Annotated in this window: 23 protein-coding genes; 20 read left to right on the top strand and 3 right to left on the bottom strand. The window is 30.2% G+C overall.

Annotated features, from left to right (window positions below; all coding sequences use genetic code 11):
* The first annotated feature begins 215 nt into the window (after positions 1 to 215).
* The 8 genes from ACMCMH_RS09205 (at position 216) to hypF (ending at position 10674) form a co-directional block, all read left to right on the top strand.
* Complete coding sequence (locus ACMCMH_RS09205) at positions 216 to 1169, top strand: Abi family protein (protein WP_412724837.1); 954 nt, start codon at positions 216 to 218, stop codon at positions 1167 to 1169.
* Positions 1162 to 2424, top strand: coding sequence for a nickel-dependent hydrogenase large subunit (locus tag ACMCMH_RS09200; protein ID WP_412724835.1), 1263 nt, complete (start codon positions 1162 to 1164; stop codon positions 2422 to 2424). Before ACMCMH_RS09205 ends, ACMCMH_RS09200 begins: the two co-directional genes overlap by 8 nt.
* A gap of 171 nt (positions 2425 to 2595) precedes the next feature.
* Positions 2596 to 3822, top strand: a complete 1227-nt coding sequence (locus ACMCMH_RS09195; protein ID WP_412724833.1) for a hydrogenase small subunit — start codon at positions 2596 to 2598, stop codon at positions 3820 to 3822.
* A gap of 88 nt (positions 3823 to 3910) precedes the next feature.
* Entirely contained in the window at positions 3911 to 5662 is a 1752-nt protein-coding gene (locus tag ACMCMH_RS09190) for a nickel-dependent hydrogenase large subunit (protein ID WP_412724831.1), read from the top strand.
* Positions 5663 to 5677: 15 nt separating this feature from the next.
* Positions 5678 to 6373, top strand: coding sequence for a cytochrome b/b6 domain-containing protein (locus ACMCMH_RS09185; protein ID WP_412724829.1), 696 nt, complete (start codon positions 5678 to 5680; stop codon positions 6371 to 6373).
* Positions 6374 to 6450: 77 nt separating this feature from the next.
* Positions 6451 to 7005: a HyaD/HybD family hydrogenase maturation endopeptidase gene (locus tag ACMCMH_RS09180; RefSeq protein WP_412724827.1), complete on the top strand. Its 555-nt coding sequence runs from the start codon at positions 6451 to 6453 to the stop codon at positions 7003 to 7005.
* 1 nt (position 7006) lies between these two features.
* Positions 7007 to 8416 (top strand): hydrogenase, encoded by a 1410-nt coding sequence (locus ACMCMH_RS09175; RefSeq protein WP_412724825.1) that lies wholly within the window; start codon positions 7007 to 7009, stop codon positions 8414 to 8416.
* A gap of 59 nt (positions 8417 to 8475) precedes the next feature.
* Entirely contained in the window at positions 8476 to 10674 is a 2199-nt protein-coding gene (gene hypF, locus ACMCMH_RS09170) for a carbamoyltransferase HypF (protein WP_412724823.1), read from the top strand.
* On the opposite strand, the gene ACMCMH_RS09165 is transcribed toward hypF, so the two are convergent.
* On the bottom strand, positions 10665 to 11342 hold the full coding sequence (locus ACMCMH_RS09165; RefSeq protein ID WP_412724821.1) for a transposase: 678 nt from the start codon (positions 11340 to 11342) through the stop codon (positions 10665 to 10667). The genes hypF and ACMCMH_RS09165 overlap by 10 nt on opposite strands.
* Before the next feature lie 96 nt (positions 11343 to 11438).
* On the opposite strand from ACMCMH_RS09165, the gene ACMCMH_RS09160 reads away from it, so the two are divergent.
* Genes ACMCMH_RS09160 through hypA form a run of 11 tightly spaced genes read left to right on the top strand, consistent with a single transcriptional unit; the run spans position 11439 to position 19782 of the window.
* Positions 11439 to 12161: a DUF4198 domain-containing protein gene (locus ACMCMH_RS09160; protein WP_412724819.1), complete on the top strand. Its 723-nt coding sequence runs from the start codon at positions 11439 to 11441 to the stop codon at positions 12159 to 12161.
* A gap of 1 nt (position 12162) precedes the next feature.
* Positions 12163 to 12756, top strand: coding sequence for a cobalt transporter CbiM (cbiM, locus tag ACMCMH_RS09155; protein WP_412724817.1), 594 nt, complete (start codon positions 12163 to 12165; stop codon positions 12754 to 12756).
* 1 nt (position 12757) lies between these two features.
* Positions 12758 to 13168: a hypothetical protein gene (locus tag ACMCMH_RS09150; RefSeq protein ID WP_412724815.1), complete on the top strand. Its 411-nt coding sequence runs from the start codon at positions 12758 to 12760 to the stop codon at positions 13166 to 13168.
* Positions 13165 to 13815 carry an energy-coupling factor transporter transmembrane component T family protein gene (locus ACMCMH_RS09145; protein WP_412724813.1) on the top strand — a complete coding sequence of 217 codons (651 nt, stop codon included), beginning with the start codon at positions 13165 to 13167 and terminating at the stop codon, positions 13813 to 13815. The genes ACMCMH_RS09150 and ACMCMH_RS09145 overlap by 4 nt, the downstream gene beginning before the upstream one ends.
* Positions 13799 to 14464: an energy-coupling factor ABC transporter ATP-binding protein gene (locus ACMCMH_RS09140; RefSeq protein WP_412724811.1), complete on the top strand. Its 666-nt coding sequence runs from the start codon at positions 13799 to 13801 to the stop codon at positions 14462 to 14464. The genes ACMCMH_RS09145 and ACMCMH_RS09140 overlap by 17 nt, the downstream gene beginning before the upstream one ends.
* Positions 14465 to 14501: 37 nt before the next feature.
* Positions 14502 to 15296: a hydrogenase nickel incorporation protein HypB gene (hypB, locus tag ACMCMH_RS09135; RefSeq protein WP_412724809.1), complete on the top strand. Its 795-nt coding sequence runs from the start codon at positions 14502 to 14504 to the stop codon at positions 15294 to 15296.
* Entirely contained in the window at positions 15296 to 15586 is a 291-nt protein-coding gene (locus ACMCMH_RS09130; RefSeq protein ID WP_412724807.1) for a HypC/HybG/HupF family hydrogenase formation chaperone, read from the top strand. Before hypB ends, ACMCMH_RS09130 begins: the two co-directional genes overlap by 1 nt.
* On the top strand, positions 15586 to 16737 hold the full coding sequence (hypD, locus tag ACMCMH_RS09125) for a hydrogenase formation protein HypD (protein ID WP_412724805.1): 1152 nt from the start codon (positions 15586 to 15588) through the stop codon (positions 16735 to 16737). The genes ACMCMH_RS09130 and hypD overlap by 1 nt, the downstream gene beginning before the upstream one ends.
* Positions 16738 to 16761: 24 nt before the next feature.
* Complete coding sequence (gene hypE, locus ACMCMH_RS09120; protein ID WP_412724803.1) at positions 16762 to 17766, top strand: hydrogenase expression/formation protein HypE; 1005 nt, start codon at positions 16762 to 16764, stop codon at positions 17764 to 17766.
* A gap of 12 nt (positions 17767 to 17778) precedes the next feature.
* Positions 17779 to 19428 carry a hydrogenase maturation protein gene (locus ACMCMH_RS09115; protein ID WP_412724801.1) on the top strand — a complete coding sequence of 550 codons (1650 nt, stop codon included), beginning with the start codon at positions 17779 to 17781 and terminating at the stop codon, positions 19426 to 19428.
* Between the two features lie 12 nt (positions 19429 to 19440).
* Entirely contained in the window at positions 19441 to 19782 is a 342-nt protein-coding gene (gene hypA / locus ACMCMH_RS09110; RefSeq protein ID WP_412724799.1) for a hydrogenase maturation nickel metallochaperone HypA, read from the top strand.
* A gap of 7 nt (positions 19783 to 19789) precedes the next feature.
* Here hypA and ACMCMH_RS09105 read toward each other — a convergent pair whose 3' ends face one another.
* A complete protein-coding gene (locus ACMCMH_RS09105; RefSeq protein WP_412724797.1) occupies positions 19790 to 21076 on the bottom strand; it encodes a peptidase U32 family protein in 1287 nt (428 codons plus the stop codon).
* Between the two features lie 85 nt (positions 21077 to 21161).
* Entirely contained in the window at positions 21162 to 23057 is a 1896-nt protein-coding gene (locus tag ACMCMH_RS09100) for a DUF3365 domain-containing protein (RefSeq protein ID WP_412724795.1), read from the bottom strand.
* 146 nt (positions 23058 to 23203) lie between these two features.
* On the opposite strand from ACMCMH_RS09100, the gene ACMCMH_RS09095 reads away from it, so the two are divergent.
* Complete coding sequence (locus tag ACMCMH_RS09095; RefSeq protein ID WP_412724793.1) at positions 23204 to 23443, top strand: hypothetical protein; 240 nt, start codon at positions 23204 to 23206, stop codon at positions 23441 to 23443.
* Positions 23444 to 23457 lie beyond the last annotated feature (14 nt).

Genomic DNA, 23457 nt, shown 5'->3' with positions numbered 1-23457 from the left:
ATAGACAATAACAAAGAAATCCACTTTTGCCAAAACTTATGATTGAAGAGATTAGAGTTTAGTATGCTAAATAATAACCGTTATACAAATAAAACTAACAGTCTAATACTATGTACTAACTGTTATTTAACTAATTTTAAAGAAAATCTTAGTTATAATTTTTCTAACACACCCCCTCCACCTCTTCATAATGTGCCAAAGAGAGGGTTTTCTTTATGATAGACTTCAAAAACAAACTACAAAATATAAAAAATCAAAAAAACTTATATCAAAAAAAACATAAAACTTTCGATGAACAATTAAATATATTAAAACAACGAAAACTTATCATATCAAATGATTCTTTTGTATTATCAAAACTACAACATATAAACTATTATAGACTAAGTGCTTATTTTTTACCTTTTCAGTATCCAAAAAATAGTGAAAATAAGAATATATTTTTACCAGATACTACTTTTGAAGATATTTTATCTGCATATTATTTTGATACAGAATTAAGAAAGATAATCTTTGAAGCAGTAGAAAGTATAGAAATATATTTTAGAACTCAAATCGCTTATTTTCACTCTCTAAAATATGATGCTTTTGGATATTTACAGCTGCAAAATTTTAGAGAAAATAAAGCAGATAAATATGATGAACTCCAAAAAGATATTTTAAAGGAAAAAACTCGTTCAAAAGAGTTTTTTATAAAACACTTTAAGAAGAAATACAACTCTGTAGACTTACCTATTTGGAGTGTAGTTGAAATTATCTCTTTTGGGAGTTTATCAAAGTTTTTTATGATATTAAAAGAGGAAGAACAAAACCAAGTTATACAAAATATAAAAGGTATAAATAAACTAGTTTTTTATAAATGGTTTCATGCTTTGTCAAGTGTTAGAAATATTTGTGCTCATCATAGTAGGCTTTGGAATAGAACTTTAGGAGTGAGTTTTGAAGTACCAAAAGATTTTGCAGCTTTTGAAGATATAAAAAAGAGTAAAAACAAAGTATTTTTTGCATTGAGTGTAATAGAGTATTTATTGACTTGTATTGGTGAAGATGAAATAGAGTTTAAAACAAAAATCAAAAATTTGATAAACAAATACCCAAAAGTAAAACTTGAAAGCATGGGATTTATACAAAACTGGAAAGAAAATTCTATTTGGAGAGATGATGAATAAAATTAAATTAATAGAAAAAATAGAAGGTGAAGCAAAACTTCACTTTAGTTTCAAAAATAAAAAGATAGATTTTGTGGAGATAGAATTTTTACAAACAAGAAGTATAGAAAAAATACTTGAGGGTAAAAATGTACTTGATGCCTTGGTGATAAATCCTCGTGTATGTGGTATTTGTGGACATGCACATCTAATTGCTACTGTTGAAGCTATAGAAGATTGTTATGAAAGCATAGAGATATCTGATAAAGCTAAAATCATCCGAGAACTAACTCTTAACTTTGAACTGATTCAAAATCATTTTAAGTGGTTTTATTTTACAGTATTGCCACTATTTGGTTATAAACAAGCAGTTTTAAAAGCTGCACTACCTTCTCAAATTATGAGTAAAGCCATAGCCGTGATTGCTGGTCAGTATCCACATAATTCATATGCCCTTCCTGGAGGAGTTGTTTGTGATATAACAAATATGGATGTAATGAAAGTATCACAATATATAAGAGAAACACAAAAGTTTTTTGAGAATAACATTATTGATATAAATGAAGATATATTGGAGTGTACAAATATAGATAAACTTTTTAATCAAAAAGGTGACTTATCACAGATTTTGGACGATATCATTAAAAATAGTTGGGAACATTTAGGAAAAAGCTATGATAGATTTATTGCTTTTGGAGAAAATAGTTATTTTACAAAAGGAAAATCTCTTAAAACAAGAAGATTCACAAATATCTCTCTTGATGAGGTAAAAGAGTTTTCGAGTAAAAATTCATACGCTAAAAATGTTACTTTTAAGGATAAGTATTTTGAAGTAGGACCGCTAAGTCGTACAATTATTAAGAAAACACCTTTAATAAAAGATTCTCATAATAAATATGATGACAGTATAGTGAGTAGAATAGTAGCACGAGTACTAGAAATCCCGCAATTATTAAAACACTCTCAAGAGTTAATTAAACAAATAAATTTAGATGAACCATCATATATAAAACCAAAAATAGATATTTCAAAAATAACTTCAACAGGAAATTCAGCAGTTGAAGCTGCAAGAGGATCTTTAATTCATAAAGTAGATATAGAAAATGGAATCATAAAAAAATACGAAATTATAACTCCAACACAATGGAATCTTTCCAATGGTACACGAGAAAACCAAGGTATTTCACAACATGCAATGATTGGCTTACAAGATGAAAAAATAGCAGAAATTGTTTTCAAATCATTTGATGTATGTTCTGTTTGTACTACTCACTAATCAAATAACTTTTACTTATCTTTTTTATAAATTAACACTAAGGGTAAAAATAATTTTACCTTATAATAAAATATCTATTTAAGATGTTATAAAGAGGAAATTTCTTAATATTAGTTCAATGAATGACTATTCATTTACTTTAATGAATAATAAAATTAAAAAGGACTACTTATGACAGATAGAAGAGAAGCCTTAGCAACGATGTTTACTGCTAAAGGTTCAAAAGTCAATACGAATCGTGGTGATGCTTATTATGATAAACTAAAAAGTGAGATGACTACTAGACTAACCGAATTAGAAAATACTCCTGTAGCAAATAAGATATCAATAGATGGTGTTTTAGATTCTGAGGGTTTAACAAGAAGAGATTTTATGAAATGGGCAAGTGCAGCCTGTGCGATGCTTATGCTTCCTCCTACATTTACTCCACTTGTAGCTAATGCAGCTGAACTTATGAATAGAGTACCAGTAATCTGGCTTGAACTCCAAGATTGTGCAGGTAACTCAGAAGCTATTTTAAGAAGTGATGCTCCTACAATAGATGAACTTATTTTAGAAACTATCTCTTTAGAGTTTAATGAAACTCTAATGGCAGCAGCAGGTCATGCTGCTGACGAACATCTTGAAGAAGCGATGCATACATTTAAAGGGAAGTATTTATGTGTAGTTGAGGGTTCTATTCCTTTAGGAATGAACGGTATGTATGGAACTATTGGGGCTCACGCTGAAACTTTTAAAGAACATTTAATAAGAGTTGCAAAAGATTCAGCAGCAGTAGTTGCTGTTGGTACTTGTGCTACATTTGGTGGTGTTCCAGCAGCTGCTCCAAATCCTACAAATGCTGTTGGTGTTCAAGATATTATTAAAAATAAACCTATTATTAATATCCCTGCTTGTCCTGCTAATCCTGCAAATATCACTGGTACTATTTTACATTTTGTATTAACAGGTCAAGTACCAGAACTAGACCATTTAAATAGACCAAAATTTGCATTTGGTTACCGAATCCACGATAACTGTGAAAGAAGAGCACATTTTGATGCTGGTGAATTCGTTGAAGAATGGGGTGATAAAGGTGCTGAAAACAATTTCTGTTTATATAAAATGGGTTGTAAAGGTCCTATGACATTTAATAACTGTTCAATTGTAAAATACAATAGTGGAACAAACTGGCCAATTGGTGCAGGACATGGATGTATTGGGTGTTCAGAGCCACAATTTTGGGATAAGTTTGCACAAGAGCGACCAATGGCAGATACACATTTCAAAGCACCAACAGGTGGAGTAGAAAAAACTGTAGATGAATTTGGTTTAGGATTATTAACAGCAGCTGGTATAGGTATAGGAATTCATGCAGCAGCAAGTATAGCAGCTGGAAAAAAAGGTGAAGACTGTTAAGAAAAAGTGAATAGTTTCACTTTTTTAAGTATGGAACTGAAGTGTTTATGCGATGTATGAGCATATATGTAAGAAAAGAGGAAAAGAAATGAGTAAAAAACATATTATAGTTGATCCAATCACAAGAATTGAAGGTCACTTAAGAATAGAAGCAGTTATAGATGAGAATAATGTAATTACTGATGCATTTGCAAGTTCTACTATGTTTAGAGGGATTGAAACTATTTTAAAAGGTAGAGATCCTAGAGATGCTGGGCTTTTAGCTATGAGAATTTGTGGTGTTTGTACTGGTACACATTACCAAAGAAGTATCGAAGCAGTTGAACATGCTTTTAATGTTGATATTCCTAAAAATGCAAGATTAGTAAGAAACTTAATTCAAGGTGCTTTATATCTTCATGATCATGTTGTGCATTTCTATCATTTACATGCTCTTGACTGGGTAGATATTACTAGTGCACTTAAAGCAGACCCAAAACTAGCAGCTGCTGAAGCTTTAAAATGGACTGATACACCACATGGTGCAGGTGAGGGAGATCTACGAACTATTCAAGAAAGAGTTGGAAAGTTTGTAAAACAAGGAAGACTAGGAATTTTCTCAAATGCTTACTGGGGGAATAAACATTACAAATTATCTCCTGAACAAAACTTAATTGCAGTTGCTCATTACTTACAAGCTCTTGATATGCAAAGAGATATGTCAAAAATGATGGCAATTTTTGGTGGTAAAATGCCACATCCACAATCACTTGTTGTTGGTGGTGTTACTTGTGTTCAAGATATTAAAAATCCTGCAAGAATAGCGCAGTTTAAATCTCTTTTAAATAAAACAAATAACTTTATAAAAAATGCTTATTTAGTAGATGTTCTTATGGCTGGTACTGTATATGCTGATGAAGCTTTAGATGGTACTGGTGCTGGACTTAAAAATTATATGTCGTATGGTGATTTTAGATTAAATGACAATGGTTTTTATAATTCTGAACTATTATTTCCTAAAGGTGTAGTTTTAAATGGAGATTTAAGTAAATTATATCCTTTAGACCAAACAAAAATCACAGAAGATGTTTCTCATGCTTGGTACGAAGGGAAAGAGGATAAAGGTTTACATCCTTATGAAGGTGAAACAATTCCTAAATATACTGGACTTGAAAAGAAAGCAGATGGATACTCTTACTTAAAAACAGAAGAGAAATATTCTTGGATTAAGTCACCATTATATGATGATACAAGAATGGAAGTAGGTCCATTAGCAAGAATTGCTGTAGGTATTGCAGGTGGAGATGAAAGAATCACTAAATATGCAACAAAATTCTTAGGAAAACTTGGTAAAACATTAGGTTTAGGAAAAGCTGCACCAGCAAGTGTTATTTTCTCAACAGTAGGTAGAACAGCAGCTCGTGCAATCGAAACAGAACTTATGGGTGATGTTATGATGGATTGGGTTGATGAGTTAGCTGCAAATGTTGCAAATGGTGATTTAAGTACATGGACTGAATTTGATTTTGATGCAGTTTCAAAAGATGCAAAAGGTTTCGGTATGGCTGAAGCTCCAAGAGGTGGTTTAGGACACTGGGTTGTTATCAAAGATGGTAAGATAGAAAACTACCAAGCTGTAGTTCCTTCAACATGGAATGCAGCACCTAGAGATTATAAAGGAAGATTAGGTGCTTATGAGTCATCTCTACTTGGTACTAAAGTAGCAGATCCTGAGCAACCTCTAGAGATTTTAAGAACAGTTCACTCTTTTGATCCTTGTATCGCTTGTGCTGTACATATCGTAGATACAAAAGGTAGAGAGCTTAGTAGTTTTAAAGTAAATACATCTTGTGCTGTTTAAAAGAAAGGACACATTATGAGTTATAAAAAAATTGAAAGGATGACAGCAGCGATGAGAATCAACCACTGGGTGGTTGCCATTTGTATGGTAGCTGCTGTGGTAACTGGTCTTTATATCGGTCATCCTTATTACCAAAGTTTTATAGCAGATCCAGCTGTTGATAAGTATGTAATGGCTTGGAATAGATGGGTGCATTTTATTGCTGCTATTATTTTTGATGTAAGTAGTGTTGTTGTTGGGTATTTATATTTCTTCTCACGATTTGAAAAACCGTATAAAAAACTTATTCCAAATGGTTCAAATATCAAAGAATTTTTTGAAGTTTTATTAAATCTAATCACATTAAATAGAAGAAAGAAATTTGATAGTTCACATTCTGATAGTTTTAATATTGTATTTTTTACAGTATTTCATCTGTTATTAGCATGGATGCTTTTAACTGGATTACAGTTATATGTACATGGATTAGCTTCAGGGTTAAGCTCTATAGGAGAATGGTGGCCTACAATGTTACATCTTATTACTGATTGGACACTCATCGTAACTGGTGGAACAAATGTAGATGTACGAATGGCACATCACGAATCTATGTATTATATACTTGCATGGGTTATGTTTCATATCTATTACCAAATATGGAGAACAGTATTCTGGAAAGAAGCGGATGTCTCTATTGTTGTTGGTGGATCAAAATATGTAAAAAAGGATTAATTTCCTTTTTTGCACATAGATATTTTGAATGAGTGAATAACAATGTTCATTCATTTAAATTATTTAAAGGAACTATATTGAAAACTGCAATAGTCGGAGCTGGAACGGTAATATACCAAGATGAGGGTGTAGGTGTTTTTGCTGCAAAATATATAGAAGAGAATTATACATTTGACAATAACGATGTAACAATGGTAGATGGTGGAGTTTTAGGATTTCAACTTATGGTGTATTATCAAGAGTATGATAAAGTGATTATTTTAGATACGATTACGATGGATGATGAGGTTGGTTCTATTTATAACCTACCATCTGAAGAGTTACTTGGTCTTGGTAGTTATAAACAAACTGCACATGAAGTAGAGATTATCGAGATGCTTGAAATTTGTTCACTACTTGAAACTATGGCTGAAGTTAATATTGTGGGTATTGTACCTGAAGATATTGAAACAGTTGTTGTTGGTCTTACACAAAAAATGAGAGATAACTTTTTTAATTTAGTAAATGCTGGACTAGGAGAGTTAGATAAAGCAGGAATAAAATATACTAAAAATGAAACAGAGGTTACATTAGATACTATTATTGATAGTTACTCTAATCCAACTGCACAAAGATTTGAAGGCGAACAATAAAATGGCAATAGTACAAAAGATACAATATAACAGCGAAAATAAATATTTTGTAGGTTTTTTACAAAATATGTTAGACGAATCATCTTTAAATGGAAGTGTATCTCAAAATAAAAATGAGATAGTTTTAACAATAGATGAAACAGATGAAAAAGCACTTGCTACTTTTGGTGAATTAACATCGACTTATTTACCACATTCATTATTTTTAGGTGAGATTAAAACAACACAAGAGAATATCTCTATAAATAGAAGTAAAATAGTATCTACTAATTATGATATCTCATTATGTGCAAGATGTCTAGAAAGTCTCCAAGACCCAAGTAGTCAAGACTATTTAAATGATGCTTTGCTTTGTAATCATTATAGTAATTCACCTATAGATAATACTCCTGATTATAATACTTTTACACCGAACTTTAGTGAAGGTTCAACACTTTTAGTTGTAGATCCTACGAAAATATCTGACCTTTTTATCATCACAAAAGATGAGCATCAAGCTTTATTTTCTATAGAAAAACCAACTATCAAAGTAACTATTAAAGATGAAGAGTTAAAAGAACTTACTGGTAAAAAGTTTATCAATATAAAATCAACATATAATATGAAAAGTACATTAGCTGCTATTAATGCAAAAGATAGTGAACTTTCATATATCTTTTTTAATGACTTAAATCCATCAAAAGTGGTCGTAGTTCAAAAAAATATTTCTATAGTAAGAGATAGTAAATTTTCAAAAAAATTAGAAAATCTTAATGAAGACAAAGTATTAAATAGATTTTTAAATATTGTTCAAGAAACACCAAATACAAAAAATGCAATAGGTGCGAACTTAAGTGTTAAAAATGGAATTTCATTTACAGTACTAAATGAAGTAGCGAATAAAAAAGTGATTAATTTTGAAGAATTTAATTTAAAAGAAGTATTACTTCAAATGTTAAATGACCCAATACGAAATAAACTTATCAAAAACTATGCAGCTAAGTTTCCTCACAAATATGAAGATCTAAAATCAAATGATTATGACGTTTACGGAACGTTATGTGTATTATTAGATTTAGATGTGAAAAATTTTGAGAGTTTAAGTGATAAAGCTTTAGAGTTCCATGGAAATGGTGGTCTTAAAATTGATATGAATTTTAATGATGATGGTTTTGATTATAGTTCACTTTTAGGTTCTGTAATTAGTTTTAAACTAGCAGACGTAGATACTCATTATTTAGCTTACTCTATTTTTGAAGCGTATGGAGATATGACTATATCAACACTTAACCAACTAAAGAAAAAGTTCAAAATAGATAACTTTGTGATGATGGGTGATATGTTTGAAAATAGTATCATATATAGTAGAATTTTGAGTAAATTCCAATTATCAAATCCATTCTTCTCAAAAGATATTGCGTTTGATGATTAATATAAATTTATAACTAATTAGAAATTTAGTACTATACACTAAATAGTAAATGAGGTTATATGCTTAGATATCACTACACAATAACTGGCACCGTTCAAGGTGTCGGTTTTCGTCCTTTTATATATAAACTTGCATTAGAGCTAAACTTATATGGTTTTGTATTTAATGACTCTACGGGTGTAACTATAGAGGTTGAAGGTACTTCAAATAGTATCGATAACTTTGATAAACTCATCTATGATAGACTTCCTCCTCTTGCTAAAATAGACACTCTTTTAAAGAATCAGATAGAAATAAGAAATACTAAAATTTTTGAAATAATAGAAACTAAAAATGATAGTAGTAAAACTACAATAGTATCTCCTGATGTTAAAGTATGTGATGAGTGTTTAGAAGATATCAAAAAAGATGGAAAATACAAAAACTACTTTGCAATAAACTGTACAAATTGTGGACCAAGATATAGTATTATTAAAACTATTCCGTATGACAGAGTAAATACCTCTATGAATGATTTTCAGATGTGTAAAAGTTGCGAAGAGGAGTATCAAGATCCTCTTAATAGAAGATACCATGCCCAACCAATCTCTTGTAATGATTGTGGACCTATACTCACACTCAATAATAAAAACCATCTTATTTCAGATAATCCAAAAGAGATATACACACAAACAGCGCAGTTTATAAAAAATGGAAAAATTCTTGCAATCAAAGGTATTGGTGGATTTCATATAGTATGTGATGCTTCAAATACTCAAGCAATCCAGAAATTACGAGAATATAAACATCGTCCTTTTAAGCCATTTGCTATTATGTGTAAAGATCTAAATCAGATAAAAAGAATAGTAAAACTAAATCAAAAAGAGCAAGAGATTCTTATCTCTAAAGAGGCTCCTGTAGTTGTATGTAAAAAAATTAAAAATAGCGATAGGATGTTGAGTGAATTAATAGCACCAAAGATAGATAGAGTAGGATGTTTTTTACCATATACACCTTTACATCATTTACTTTTTGAATCGTTACAAAATCCAATAGTTGCTACAAGTGCAAATTTAAGTGGTGAACCCATTATCACTTCAAAAGAAGAGATAGTTTCAAAGTTACCTTTTATTGATTATATAGTAGATTTTAGTCGTGAAATTATCAATGCTGTTGATGATAGTGTTGTTCAAGTTATAGATAATAAGATACAACTCTTAAGAGCAGGTCGTGGATATACTCCTACAGTAATAAAACTCAAAAAGAAAATAGACAAAAAGATTTTAGCCGTTGGAGCAAATGCTAAAAATACTATCTCTATTGCTTTTGATGATACCATTATAGTTAGTCCTTATATAGGGGATTTGGATTCGATAGTGGCTTTTGAGTATTTTAAAAGAACAGTTGAAACTTTTAAAAACTTTTATGATTTTGAGCCAGATATTATAGTACATGACAAACATCCAAATTATGAAACAACAAAATGGGCAAAACAACAAAATATTCAGCTTATAGAAGTACAACATCACTTAGCACATATCTATGCTACAAAAGCAGAATTTACACTTGAAAATAAAGAGTATGTAGGTTTTAGTTTTGATGGAACTGGATATGGGGAAGACAAAACTTTATGGGGTGGTGAAATTTTTGTAAATGATGAAAGAAAATATCACTTTAAACCTATAAAACTTTTAGGTGGTGTAAAAGCGATAAAAGAGCCAAGGCGTGTTGCCCTTTCTATGTTATTTGAAAAGTATACTTTAGATGAGGTATTAGCTCTTGATATTGATACTGTAAACTCATTTAAAGATTACGAAATAAAAATGCTACATAACAGTTATATGAAAAACTTAAATGCACCATTGAGTAGTTCTGTTGGAAGAATATTTGATGGTATTGCAAGTTTAGCTGGACTTTTACAAATTCAAAGCTATGAAGGTGAAGCTGGATTATTATGTGAAAAAAATTATTTTAATGACAGTGACTCTTTTGAGTATGAGATAACAGATGGAATGATTTTTATAGAGTATGATTTTTATAGTAAAACTATTGTAACTCAGTTTATAAACACTCTTCATAATATTATTATAGATATATCATTACGAGAAAATAAAGAAGTGATTTTATCTGGGGGTGTTTTTCAAAATAAAACTCTTTTAAAAAAGACAACAAAAACCTTATTGGAAAAACAAATTACACACCATATTTCACAAAAAGTACCTTTAAATGATAGCGGGATATCTCTTGGACAAATATACTACTTTCTGCATCATTTATAACCTGCCATTTTAAATAAAATTTTTTCTTGCTCTTTTACAGAATAATTAAATTTAAATTCAATCTCTTTTAAATAGTAAAAAAAGTTTTCCTTATTTATCCCTTTATATTTTACAATTGATTCTTCAAAAAATATCCAAAAACTCGTGATGATATTTTCTCTTTTTTGTATTTTTGATATTTTATTCATCATCATAAATTTTGAGAACTCCTTAAAATAACTCTCCTCTATCCCATCATCTAAAAACTGATTTTTGTATCGGTGTAGATTTGGCATAAGTAAATTGTAGACTTTATCTTCATAATTAAATGTCATAAAGTTTATCGCATCAAAAATATTTTTTTTTACTTTTTTTTTACTTTTTTCTAGGTAGATATATTCGTCATATTCAAGAACCTCTTTATTATGGTATAGTTCCTCTAAATAGGAAGCAATGAGTTGTCGATATCTCTCATATTTCTTTTTCACGGTGACATAGTTTAGATTGTGATTTTGTACACATTGGTTGGCTGTATTGTTTTCACAAAATAGATTGATGATTTTTTGTTCAAACAAAATCTTTTTTTCACTAAATTTACGAAGACATTTGGCACATTTTTTTTGTGTCGTATTTAATGTATAGCTGATATTATGGTTACAATATGGGCAATTCATATATAAGTTTAACACAATTAGTCCCAAAAATATATAAGAAATAGAGTAATTAATATTGTTTTTATAAAATTGCGTAAAAATACAACTATATAAAGTGAAAGGTCATTCATTATGAATAAAATTACTTCTCTATTAATAGGTGCTTCGATATTTGTACAAGCCCATTTTTTAACATTTTTACCAAGTACAGATAATGTAACAAATAAAAAAGAATCTAACATAAAATTGGATATCTCTTTCATCCATCCCTTTGAACAAACAGGTATGACAATGGAAAAACCTGAAGTTTATCTCAATAGTAAAAAAACAGAACTCTCTTTAAAAAAGACTACAAAGTTTGAACATAAAGCATGGGAAAGTAACTATACGATAAATATGCCAGGTGTTTACAAATTTTTCGTACAGCCTGTGCCATATTTTGAGCCAGCAGAAGAGAAGTTTATTTCACATGTTCCAAAAGTTATTATTTCGTCGTTTGGACTTGAAGATGGTTGGGATGAACCTTTGGGATTAAAATATGAGATTATCCCTATGATCAAACCATTTGGACTGTATGCTGGAAATTTATTTCAAGGTAAAGTATTACATAATGGTAAACCTGCTTCAAATGTAGAAGTTGAAGTTGAATTATATAATGAGTATGGTTTAAAAGCTCCAAGTGATGCACATATCACACAAGTAGTAAAAACAGATGCTAATGGTGTGTTTTCTTTTACTATGAACCACAAAGGTTGGTGGGGATTTGCTGCACTTATTGAAGAGGGTGAGTTGAAACACAAAGGTAAAAACTATCCAATAGAAAATGGTGCATTGATGTGGGTAAAGGCTTACTAATATGCATATAGCTGATGGGGTACTTGGACTTGAAATAACAGTTGTAGTATCTGCTATTGCTTTAGTTGCAATGATAAAAGCAGTTAAAGAGCTCAAAAATGAAGATATATCTCTAACAGGTGTTGCTAGTGCTATGTTTTTTATAGCTTCTTTTATTCATATTCCATTTGGAGTGACACAGATACATCTAATACTTTTAGGGGTAATTGGTATTTTGATATCTTGGAGTAGTTTTGTAGCTATTTTTGCAGCCTTGGTTTTACAAGCTTTTCTTTTAGGATATGGAGGGGTAGTTAGTATCGGGGTAAATCTATTTATCATGGCGATGCCTGCTGTTTTTGTAAGTTATTTATATCACACTAGTTTTATACAAAATTTAAATGATAAAGTGAAGTTTTTTATAGTTGGATTTATGGGTACATTTTTTGCCACCCTATTTCTTACTGCTATTTTGTATTTCTCAAAAGAGGAATATAACTATGTCGCATTTTCAGTCTTTTCTGTGAATATTATAACTATGGTTATAGAGGGAATAGTAAGTATGTTTTTACTTCTGTTTATAAAAAAAGTATATCCTAAAGTTTTAAAGGTTTAGTTTGAAAAGTTTAGTTTTGATTACTTTATTTGTATGTTCATTATTTGCACATAAGGTAAATCTCTTTATTTCAAATGAAAATGATACTATAAATATATATTCATACTTTGCAAATGGAAAGCCATGTAAAAACTGTAAACTCATTATCAAAAATAATGATAATATCATCCTAAAAGATACTTTAGATACTAATGGAAAATATAACTACAAAGCAAAGTATCAAAATATCGAAGTAACTATAGATGCTACTGGTGGGCATATCGCAAAAGAAAATATTGTTGTAGGAACTCTAAAAGAAGAGGATATCCAAGTGCATAAAGAGAAAGAGAAAGCTTCAGAATATGAAAAAATAGTTTTAGGACTTTTTATACTTTTTGTATTTTTCTTTTTATTAAAAAGGTTTAAGCGATGAATAAAAAAGAATCACTCATACTTTTAAACTCATTTTTCTACTCATTTTTAGTAGCATTTTCAACTTTAGAATTTATATTTTTACTTCCAGTTTTAATCGCTTTATATTTTGAAAGAGAATATTTAGTAGTTATCTTTAAAAAGCTTATATTGGTAAACTTTTTTATAGTTGTGCTTGTGCTCTTTGTATCATTTCAAAATATAGATGAAGCTATAGTTTTATTTATAAGAACAAATTTAATACTTCTTTTTAATATAACACTTTTTCATAAATCAAAAGGTTACGACATAGTAAGAGGTCTTGATGCAGTAGGTTTTCCAGCAAAAGTTGTAAGTGTATTTTACTTCTCTCTTACACTTATAAATTTTTTAACAAAAGATTTTAAAGAGACAAAAAATACACTCAAATCAAGAGGTTTCAAAAGTAGTACATCCCTTTTTACATACCAAACATATGGAAATATTTTTGGGATGATATTTGTAAAAGCACTCAAAAAATCAGAAGATATGAGATACAGTATGGTTTCTCGTGGTTTTGAGAATAAGATATATTTTTTGAGTACTTCAACTATTGGAAGTATGCAAAAAATTCTATCTATTTCACTAGTGTTACTTTTAGGAAAGGTTTTATATGAGTTGTTCTATTAATCTAAGAAAAATATCTTATGTCAGTGATAAAAAAGAGCTTTTTAAAAGTATCGATTTAAATTTAGGTCATGAAGAAAAAATAGCGATTATCGGATCAAATGGGAGTGGCAAAAGTACACTTTTAAAAATTATAGCTGGGCTAATAGAACCTAGTGAAGGGTATCTTGAAATATTTCACAATAAAATAGAAAGTTTAAAAGCTTTTAATAAATATAGAAATCATATAGCATATCTTCCTCAAGATGTATCAAATCATTTTTTATGTCCAATAGTTATAGAAGATGTGATATTTTCTTTAAGAGCAAGAGGTGAGAATGAAGAGCAAGCTTTAGAAAAAGCAGAAAAGATACTTGAAAAACTACATATATCACATCTCAAAGATAGAGTAATATTTGATCTAAGTGGTGGCGAGCAAAAAATTGTAGCATTAGCGGGACTTTTGATACTAGAGCCAAAAATGTTACTTTTGGATGAGCCTACAAATGCCTTAGATGAAGAGTCTGAAAATAAAATTGTAAAGATACTGAACTCGATAAAAAAATCTATGATAATTGTATCTCATCATAAAAGTTTTATAGATAGTTTAACTCCAACAATTTATAAATTAGAAAATCAAAGTTTGACGAGATTAGATGTTGATGATAAATAAAATAGAAAATAAATTAAATTAAAAAAAGGAAAAAAATATGTGTAAAGATTGCGGATGTAGTATAAGAGGAGTAGAGTCAACTCACTCACATAAAGAGGAACATAATCATAACCATTCTCATGGAACAAGTAGTGAACATCAAGGTGCACACCAACACCTTCATGATAATCCTCAACTTAATGATAAAAAAACAATAGATATCATCACTAAAATTCTAGATAAAAATGACCACGAAGCAGAACATAATAGAGCACATTTTAATAATAACAATGTTTTATCTATAAATCTTATGTCTAGCCCAGGTAGTGGAAAAACAACATTGTTAGAACATCTATCAGATGTAGCTGATTTTAAATTTTCTGTAGTTGAGGGTGACTTAGAGACTTCAAGAGATGCTGATAGATTAAAAGCAAAAGGGATAGATGCTCACCAAATCCAAACGGGAAGTGCCTGTCATCTTGATGCTTTTATGGTGCATAAAGCATTACACCATATGGACTTAGAAAAAATCGATGTATGTTTTGTAGAAAATGTAGGAAACCTAGTGTGTCCAGCATCGTATGATGTTGGAAGTCACTTAAATATAGTACTTGTTTCCATTCCTGAAGGTGAAGATAAAATAGCTAAATATCCTGTGATGTTTAGGGCTGCAGATTTGATTTTATTTACAAAAACAGATCTACTTCCGCATTTTGATTACGATATCGAAGCCGAAAAAGCAACGGCTAGAAAACTCAAACCAAATGTAGATATTTTAGAAGTGAGTGTCAGCGACGAAGAGTCACTTAAAAAAGTAGCAAACTGGATTCAGTTCAAAATGGGATTAAGATAATGTGTTTATCAATCCCTTCAAAAGTAACTAAAATAGACAAAGAAACAAATATGGCTACAGTAGATACTATGGGTGTATCAAGGGAAGCTGCATTGGATTTGATGGAAGATGGTGATGTAAAAATAGGAGATTATGTTTTGCTTCATATTGGATTTGTTATGAATAAAATAGATGAAGAGGATGCGATGGCTTCTTTAGATACATATAAAGAGATAATAAGTCTCATGGATGAAGAGGAACGCCAGAAAGCTATCCTCGAGGATAATGAATCTCCTACTAAAGGTGCATAATGGAATTAGAACTTAAAAATCTTTATGATGATTTTAGAGATGCAGATACAATAAAAGCATACGCTAAAATGATTGCTTTAGATGCAGAAAAATTAGAAAAACCTATAAACATCATGGAAGTTTGTGGTGGTCACACTCATACTATTATGAAGTATGGTATTCCTCAACTCATGCCTCAAAATGTGAACTTTATCCATGGTCCGGGTTGTCCTGTATGTATCATGCCAAAAGAGAGAATAGATCATGCGTATGTATTAAGTATGCAAGAAGATGTGATACTTGTAACTCTTGGAGATATGATAAAAGTACCAGGATCAAATGGTAGCTTACAAGATGCAAGAGCTAAGGGTGCTGATGTACGCTTTGTATACTCTCCAATGGATTGTATAAAAATATCAAAAGAAAATCCTACTAAAAAAGTGATATTTTTTGCTATTGGTTTTGAAACAACTACACCTATGACAGCAGCTCTTGTAAATACTCTTATAAAACAAGATATACAAAATATCTTTTTACATATAAATCATGTGACAGTCCCAGAGGTGATGAAAGAGTTAATCGATAGTAGAGATATTCATGTAGATAGTTACAACAATCAAATAGATGCTTTTTTAGGTCCATCACATGTGAGTGTTATAAGTGGTAGTAAAATATATGAAGAGTTCCCAAGAGATTATAATCGTCCAGTTGTGGTTGCTGGATTTGAGCCAGTTGATGTGATGCAGGCTATATCTATGATAGTAAAACAGTTTATTGAAAACAGGTGTGAGTTAGAAGTGGAGTACAATCGACTTGTTAGTTATGATGGCAACATTAAAGCACAAGAGCTAATCGAGAAATATTTTGAAAAAACAGACCTTTTTAAATGGAGAGGTTTAGGAAATATTCCTAAAAGTGGTTTACGATTAAAAGAGGAGTATGCTAATTATGATGCAGAAATTATCTATAAAGATATTTTACCAATAGAAGAGATAGAAGATCATAAGCTTTGTATTTGTGGTGATATTTTAAGAGGGATTGCAAGTCCACCAGAATGTACTATATTTGGAACAGCGTGTAAACCTACCACACCTATTGGAAGTTGCATGGTAAGTAGTGAGGGAGCTTGTGCAGCTTATTATAAATATGGTAATCTTTTAAAGAAACAGTAAATAAAATCATAAATAGGAAAACAGATGAACAAAACAATAACACTATCAAATGGAAATGGTGGGGAAGAAAACAACGAACTTATATCTAAGGTATTTTATAAACATTTTAAAAATGACATTTTAGAAAAGAGTGAAGATGCAGCAATCATAGATGTACATGGTGGTGTGTTAGCGTTCTCTACAGATAGTTTTACTGTGAGTCCATTGTTTTTTGCTGGAGCTGATATAGGCAAACTTGCTGTTTGTGGTACTTGTAATGATTTAGCGATGATGGGAGCGAAACCTAAGTACTTAACTTGTAGTGTGATTATAGAAGAGGGTTTTCCTACTAGAGATTTAGACAAGATAGTAAAAAGTATGAAAAAAGAGTTAGAGATAAATGGTGCTGTTGTAGTAAGTGGTGACACAAAAGTAGTACCAAGAGGTAGTGTTGATAAGATATTTATAAACACAACTGGAATAGGTGAAGTTACAAAAAAAGGTATCAGCTCAAATTCTATAACTACAGATGATGTTATTTTAGTAAATAGAGATATAGGATGCCATGGCGCTACTATCTTTGCTGCCAGGGAAGGTATAGAGATGAGTAGTGATCTACAAAGTGACTGTACCTCTTTATATCCACAAGTAAAAGCTCTTGTAGATGCGGGTATAAATATAACAGCATTACGAGATGCTACAAGAGGTGGAGTAAGTGCTGTGCTTAATGAATGGTCAAAACAATCAAATATCTGTATAGAAGTAGAAGAACAATCTATCCCAGTAAGCAATGAGGTAAATGGTATCTGTGAGATGCTTGGTTTTGAAGCGGCTGCTTTAGCAAACGAGGGAACTTTTGTACTTGCTATTAAAAAAGAGGATTCTTTAAAAGCACTTGAAATTTTAAAAACATTTGAGACTAACTCTATGGCTTGTGAGATAGGAAAAGTGACAACTACACATCTACAAAAAGTGATCTTAAATAGTGCATATGGAACACAAAGATTTTTAGACACACCAAGTGGAGAACTTCTTCCACGAATCTGTTAGGACTATAGCTGAATGAAAATACTTTTAGTAGTATCTGGATTTAACTCTTTAACTCAAAGTGTTTTTGTAAAACTACAAGATATTGGACATACTCTAAGTGTACAGTATGCTATAGATGATGAGTCTATCATAAATGAAGTCAATAGATTTTCTCCTGATATTATCATCTGTCCATATGTAAAAAAGTTTATACCCAAAGAGGTTTTTACTAAAGTACCTACATATATCTTACACCCCGGTATTCGTGGGGACAAAGGACATCATTCCTTAGATCATGTTATACGAGATGATAAAAAAGAGTGGGGTGTTGTACTCTTAAGAGCAAATGAACATTTTGATGGTGGAGATATCTACAGTGAAGTAAAGTATAAAGTAAGAGATACATATAAGGCTTCACTCTATAGAGATGAAGTGGTAACAGCTACTCTAGAAGCTATCGATGAACTTTTAGTAAATATCCAAGATGAAAATTTTAAACCTATACCACAGTCAAGTACTCCTCTACATCATTATCTTACTACCCAAGATAGACAAATAGACTGGCAAAAAGATACTACTTTAGAAATTGTTCGAAAAGTATATGCTAGTGATAGTTACCCTGGAGTTTTAGATGAGATACTTGGAATTGAGTGTTATCTATATGGAGCTTGGGAAGAGGAAAAACTTACAGGGGAAGTAAAAAAGATACTAGCTAAAAGAGATGGTGCTATATGTTTAGGAACTATTGATGGAGCTGTTTGGATAACACACTTAAAAGAAAAAAATAAAGGTATCAAACTTCCCTCAACCTATGTCATGAAAGAGAAAATTCAAGGGGTAAAAGAAAATAGACTTCCTTTGATATTTGATATGTCATATAAAACATTTTATGAAATAGGAAGTCATAAAGATGGTGATGTTTCTTATCTCTGTTTTAATTTCCACAATGGTGCTATGAATAGTGAGCAAGCGATACGACTAAAGTATGCTTTTGAGTATTTAAAAGAAACGGCAAAAGTTATAATTCTTATCGGGGCAAGAGACTTTTTCTCAAATGGGATTCATCTTAATATCTTAGAAGATAGTCCAAAACAAGGTGAAGATGGCTGGAGTAATATAAATGCGATGAATGACTTAATAAAGTCCATCATATTTGCTAGTGATGTGATAACTGTAAGTTCTTTACATAAAAATGCAGGAGCTGGTGGCGTATTTTTAGCTCTTGCTTGTGATTATGTGGTGGGAAAAGAAAATACAGTTTTAAATCCACACTATAAAACGATGGGTCTTAGTGGAAGTGAGTATCATACTTATAGCTTACCTAAGAGAGTAGGAAAGGAAAAAGCTGATGAGTTACTGAAAAATTGTTTACCACTAAGTATACAAAAGGCAAAAGAGATCGGTATGATTAATGAGGTGTTTTCCCACAGCAATTATTTTGAAACTTTGCGGTCTTATGCACAAAGTTTAATTGCAGATCAAGATAAATATGATGATTTTATCTATAAGAAAGAGGACTATTTAGAAGAAAATAAGCAGTTTATAAATGATTGTAAAGAAAATGAAATCAAAGTGATGTATCCTGAGTTTTGGGAAAAGGAGAGTTTATTTCATAAACTTAGATATGATTTCGTATATAAAAAAGTTCCTACGATTACACCCAAAAGATTACAAATACAATAAAAGGAAAAAACAATGCATGAATATAGTATAGTACAATCGTTACTTAATAGTTGTGAGGAAAATGCAGAACAAAATAATGCGACAAAAGTGATAAAAGTTGTTGTTAAAATAGGTGTAATGAGTGGGGTTGAACCAGATTTACTTCAAACTGCTTTTGATACATTTAAAGAAAATACCATCTGTGATAACTGTGAATTTATTATTAATATACAAGCCATAGTCATAAAATGCAATAGCTGTAAAAAAGAATCTACTTTATCAAAAAATGAATATAACTGCCCACACTGTCAAAGTGTAGACATAGAAGTTCTTGATGGTGAAGAGATGTTTCTTATGCAGTTAGAATTAGAATAATCTATTCTTATTTCTCTATATTTTCTTCCTCTGATTTAGTTCGAAGCATTGTCATATATGGAAGTTTTCCTGGTAATTTAATAGGATTAACATTTCCACTATGTACAGATTCTAACTCTTTATCAGATTCTGTGATGATTTTATTAAATTTTATATAATATTTACCATCTTCTTTTTTATAAATAGAACCAAGCTCATTTTCTACCTCATCAATAGTTACATTTAGTGGAGCAAATATTTCTATTTCATCGTTTGGATATACTTTATATTTACATAAAAAATGATTTTCATCTGATTGCACTAAGCCTGTTACTTCATAACTTCCAGCACTTAAAGCATACTCATAGTTTTGTGTATCATTTTTATCAAATGGTTTATGTACAAGATATGCATCTGTAAATCCACGGTTTTTTGTAGTATTAAGTTCATTTTGATATGTTTGTGCTTCAAAATTATCAGCCTGTGCATCTTTTAAAGCCATACTATATGCATATGCTGTAACAGCAGCATAATAAGGTGACTTTGTACGACCTTCAATTTTAATACTATCAACTGCACCACTTTTTACTATCTCATCTACATGTGAAGCTAAGTTCATATCTTTTGCATTAAAGATATATGTACCAACACCAGGATCTTCTTCTAGTCTAAATAGTGAACCGTGATCTTCATTTCCAGCATATAATGTATACTCAAATCTACAGTCATTTGCACATGACCCTCTATTTGGAACTCTTCCCATTTGAACAGCACTCACTAGACATCTTCCTGAGTATGCAAAACACATAGAACCATGTACAAATATCTCTATTTCTAAATCTGGTAAATGTTTTTTAATCTCTGTAACATCTTTTAAACTAATCTCACGAGCTGCTATAATTCTTTTTACACCCATATCATAATAAACTTTTGCATCAAGGTAGTTCATAACATTTGCTTGTGTAGAAAGATGAATAGGAATACCAGGAGCTAACTCATGACAAAGAGCAACTACACCAGGTGTTGCAACAATAAGGGCATCTGGCTTCATAGCTGCTACATTTGTAATATGTTTTTTAAGAAGTTCTATTTGTGAGTTGAAAGGGAAACCATTTATTGTTACATAAACCTTTTTTCCTAAAGAGTGAGCATAATCTATACCCTCTTTAAATGTCTCAAAAGTAAACTCTTTACCACTTCTGATTCGTAGACTAAAGTGACTTACTCCACCATATACTGCATCTGCTCCATAAGCAAATGCTATTTTTAATTTTTCTAAGTTACCTGCTGGTGACAGTAGTTCTATTTTCTTCATTTTAATTCCAATTGTGATCAAATATTTTTCGCATTTTGCCTTTATACTGCTTAAAAGCTATTGATATATTTGAAGTAATCCATATCTACTTAATAATCATTGGTAATGTAATTTTAAATTCAGCACCTTTATACTTTTTACCATTATATTCATACTCTACATTTGAAGCATCAAGTTTTCCATTCATTCCATCAACTACCATATTGTATGTCATATGTAGCCCTATTCCTGTACCTTGAGATTGATGTTTTGTAGTGAAATATGGCTCAAAAATTCTAGGAAGTATCGAGCTAGGTATCCCCCCTCCACTATCACTAAGTTGTATAATAATATTTTCTGCTTTTTTTTCTGCTTTGATAAAAAACAATCGTTCATTTTCATTGATATTTTTTAATACATCTTTTGCATTATTAAAGATATTGATAAAACATTGTACAAGTTCATTTGTATATCCATCTAAATAGATATTTTTATTTACCTCTTTAATCACCTCAATATGATATGTTTTAACAGAACTATCAATTAACTGTAAAAATATATCAATATGTTCATAAAGATTGAAATTCACTTTTTCTCTGTCACCCTTAATAAAATTTCTAAAGTCATCAATCGTTTTTGAAAGATATTGTGCATTTTCATCAATAGAATTACAACTCTTTTCAAACTGTTCATCACTCAATAGGTCATATTGTTTCTGAACTAGCATACCTGTTGCACTTGTAGAGATTATTGAAAGAGGTTGCCTCCACTGATGTGCAATATTGCCTATCATCTCTCCCATAGAGGCTAATTTTGTTTGTTCAAATAAAAGTTTATCTTTTTCTATTTGGTCTGTAATGTTCTGTAAGGTGATTACTATATCTCCTTTTTTATTTAAAGATGTTCCACTTATGATAAAAAAGTTAATCGTGTTATTGAAATCGATACTTACATTATGAATCTCTTCTTGTGTTTCTACTAAATAATCATACCAAATTTTATCATTAATTTTTTTATTTGAAGGAAATGGCTCTTTTTCAAAATCTAAAAATGAATCTTCCAAAAGAGATTTATTATTTTCAAATTCCTCATCATTTTTAATATGGAAAAAATTATAAAATTGTTTATTTGCATTGATGATTTTTCCATTATTCATTACAACAATCATACTAGGATTTACATCAAGAATTTTTTTGATATATTCTTTTTCATCACTTAATTCTTTGGTTCTCAAACTTACTTTATCATCAAGTGTTTTATAACTTTTATTAAGTTTTTTCATAAACTTATAAATAATTACAAGTAAGACAACAAATATAAACAGTGTAATCAGAGTCAATATATAAAATGTTTTGTTTGCTTTTGCTAAATCTTTACTCAAAGGATAATGAGTTGATAAAATAGCTCTTATGCTTCCTACTGTTTCATGGAAACCTCTTTTATCTCCATACATTTCAATAAGTTGTTTAGGTGCAAGATTTGGTTCAGAATGACACTTCATACATTTTTGTGTGGTTCTTTTAGTAGGAACAACATAATAAAGCATCTTTTCATTTTCTTCATTGGTGATTATTTCTGTAAATTCATCTATCTCATTTTTGTTAAATTGTTCCAAAAGTTTCAGTTCTTTTTCTGTTGCATCATTAAGAGGATTTCGAGCATTGCCACTTGCAAATTTTATATGTACTGGTTTTTCCCCATTGGCCGCTTTGAGTTGATTGTATAAATTATTACTAGTTCGTGATGAAAATGTAGATGATAATAAAATTGGATTAAAATACTCTTTACCAATAATCCCATTATCTTGCAGTTTATAAATCTCTTCTTTTTGAATCACACTAACATAATTTCTAAAAGCTTTATAGTTTAATAACAATTCATTAATTTTACTTTTTGCATTTTCTATTGCATTTTCTTGTGTTTGATGATAATAAATTGCTGTTAAAAGAGTAAATAACACAATTGAAATTATTACAATGTTATTAAATTTAAACCTATCCATGCTTTTCCTTATTTAGTTCACTAAAGATGCAGCATTATAATACTACAAGACTAAGTTCCTTGTTAATCTCTAGTAAAATTGTAGTTATTTAAAAATATCCAGTTATAATAATTATTTAGCTAAAATTATAACATAAAAGGATTATTATGAAAAAAATATTATTAGCTTCAATTTGTGCTATATCATTACAAGCTGTAGATTATTCTGCTATTTATAACTCTGTAGATAAAAAGAAAGCTGCTGAATCAGTAAATACAAAAGAGGCAATCAAGACTTACAATAAAGGTGATAAAGCGACATTAGAAGATGTAAAAAAAAGTATTGATACAGATAAAGCAATAGACTCTATTGATAAAAATAAATTTACGAACAGTCTATTTAAATAGGTTTAAGTAAAATC

It is taken from the genome of Arcobacter sp. 15-2 (assembly GCF_047159865.1).
Taxonomy (GTDB): domain Bacteria; phylum Campylobacterota; class Campylobacteria; order Campylobacterales; family Arcobacteraceae; genus JAIOSF01.
Note: the sequence above shows the minus strand (reverse complement) of the source record. Positions and strands in the feature narration are given on the sequence as shown.

Excerpts from the sequence above, each read along its gene's own strand:
- ACMCMH_RS09205 (WP_412724837.1), top strand. The coding sequence starts at position 216 with ATGATAGACTTCAAAAACAAACTACAAAATATAAAAAATCAAAAAAAC.
- ACMCMH_RS09200 (WP_412724835.1), top strand. The coding sequence starts at position 1,162 with ATGAATAAAATTAAATTAATAGAAAAAATAGAAGGTGAAGCAAAACTT.
- ACMCMH_RS09195 (WP_412724833.1), top strand. The coding sequence starts at position 2,596 with ATGACAGATAGAAGAGAAGCCTTAGCAACGATGTTTACTGCTAAAGGT.
- ACMCMH_RS09190 (WP_412724831.1), top strand. The coding sequence starts at position 3,911 with ATGAGTAAAAAACATATTATAGTTGATCCAATCACAAGAATTGAAGGT.
- ACMCMH_RS09185 (WP_412724829.1), top strand. The coding sequence starts at position 5,678 with ATGAGTTATAAAAAAATTGAAAGGATGACAGCAGCGATGAGAATCAAC.
- ACMCMH_RS09175 (WP_412724825.1), top strand. The coding sequence starts at position 7,007 with ATGGCAATAGTACAAAAGATACAATATAACAGCGAAAATAAATATTTT.
- hypF (WP_412724823.1), top strand. The coding sequence starts at position 8,476 with ATGCTTAGATATCACTACACAATAACTGGCACCGTTCAAGGTGTCGGT.
- ACMCMH_RS09160 (WP_412724819.1), top strand. The coding sequence starts at position 11,439 with ATGAATAAAATTACTTCTCTATTAATAGGTGCTTCGATATTTGTACAA.
- cbiM (WP_412724817.1), top strand. The coding sequence starts at position 12,163 with ATGCATATAGCTGATGGGGTACTTGGACTTGAAATAACAGTTGTAGTA.
- ACMCMH_RS09145 (WP_412724813.1), top strand. The coding sequence starts at position 13,165 with ATGAATAAAAAAGAATCACTCATACTTTTAAACTCATTTTTCTACTCA.
- ACMCMH_RS09140 (WP_412724811.1), top strand. The coding sequence starts at position 13,799 with ATGAGTTGTTCTATTAATCTAAGAAAAATATCTTATGTCAGTGATAAA.
- hypB (WP_412724809.1), top strand. The coding sequence starts at position 14,502 with ATGTGTAAAGATTGCGGATGTAGTATAAGAGGAGTAGAGTCAACTCAC.
- ACMCMH_RS09130 (WP_412724807.1), top strand. The coding sequence starts at position 15,296 with ATGTGTTTATCAATCCCTTCAAAAGTAACTAAAATAGACAAAGAAACA.
- hypD (WP_412724805.1), top strand. The coding sequence starts at position 15,586 with ATGGAATTAGAACTTAAAAATCTTTATGATGATTTTAGAGATGCAGAT.
- hypE (WP_412724803.1), top strand. The coding sequence starts at position 16,762 with ATGAACAAAACAATAACACTATCAAATGGAAATGGTGGGGAAGAAAAC.
- ACMCMH_RS09115 (WP_412724801.1), top strand. The coding sequence starts at position 17,779 with ATGAAAATACTTTTAGTAGTATCTGGATTTAACTCTTTAACTCAAAGT.
- hypA (WP_412724799.1), top strand. The coding sequence starts at position 19,441 with ATGCATGAATATAGTATAGTACAATCGTTACTTAATAGTTGTGAGGAA.
- ACMCMH_RS09105 (WP_412724797.1), bottom strand. The coding sequence starts at position 21,076 with ATGAAGAAAATAGAACTACTGTCACCAGCAGGTAACTTAGAAAAATTA.
- ACMCMH_RS09100 (WP_412724795.1), bottom strand. The coding sequence starts at position 23,057 with ATGGATAGGTTTAAATTTAATAACATTGTAATAATTTCAATTGTGTTA.
- ACMCMH_RS09095 (WP_412724793.1), top strand. The coding sequence starts at position 23,204 with ATGAAAAAAATATTATTAGCTTCAATTTGTGCTATATCATTACAAGCT.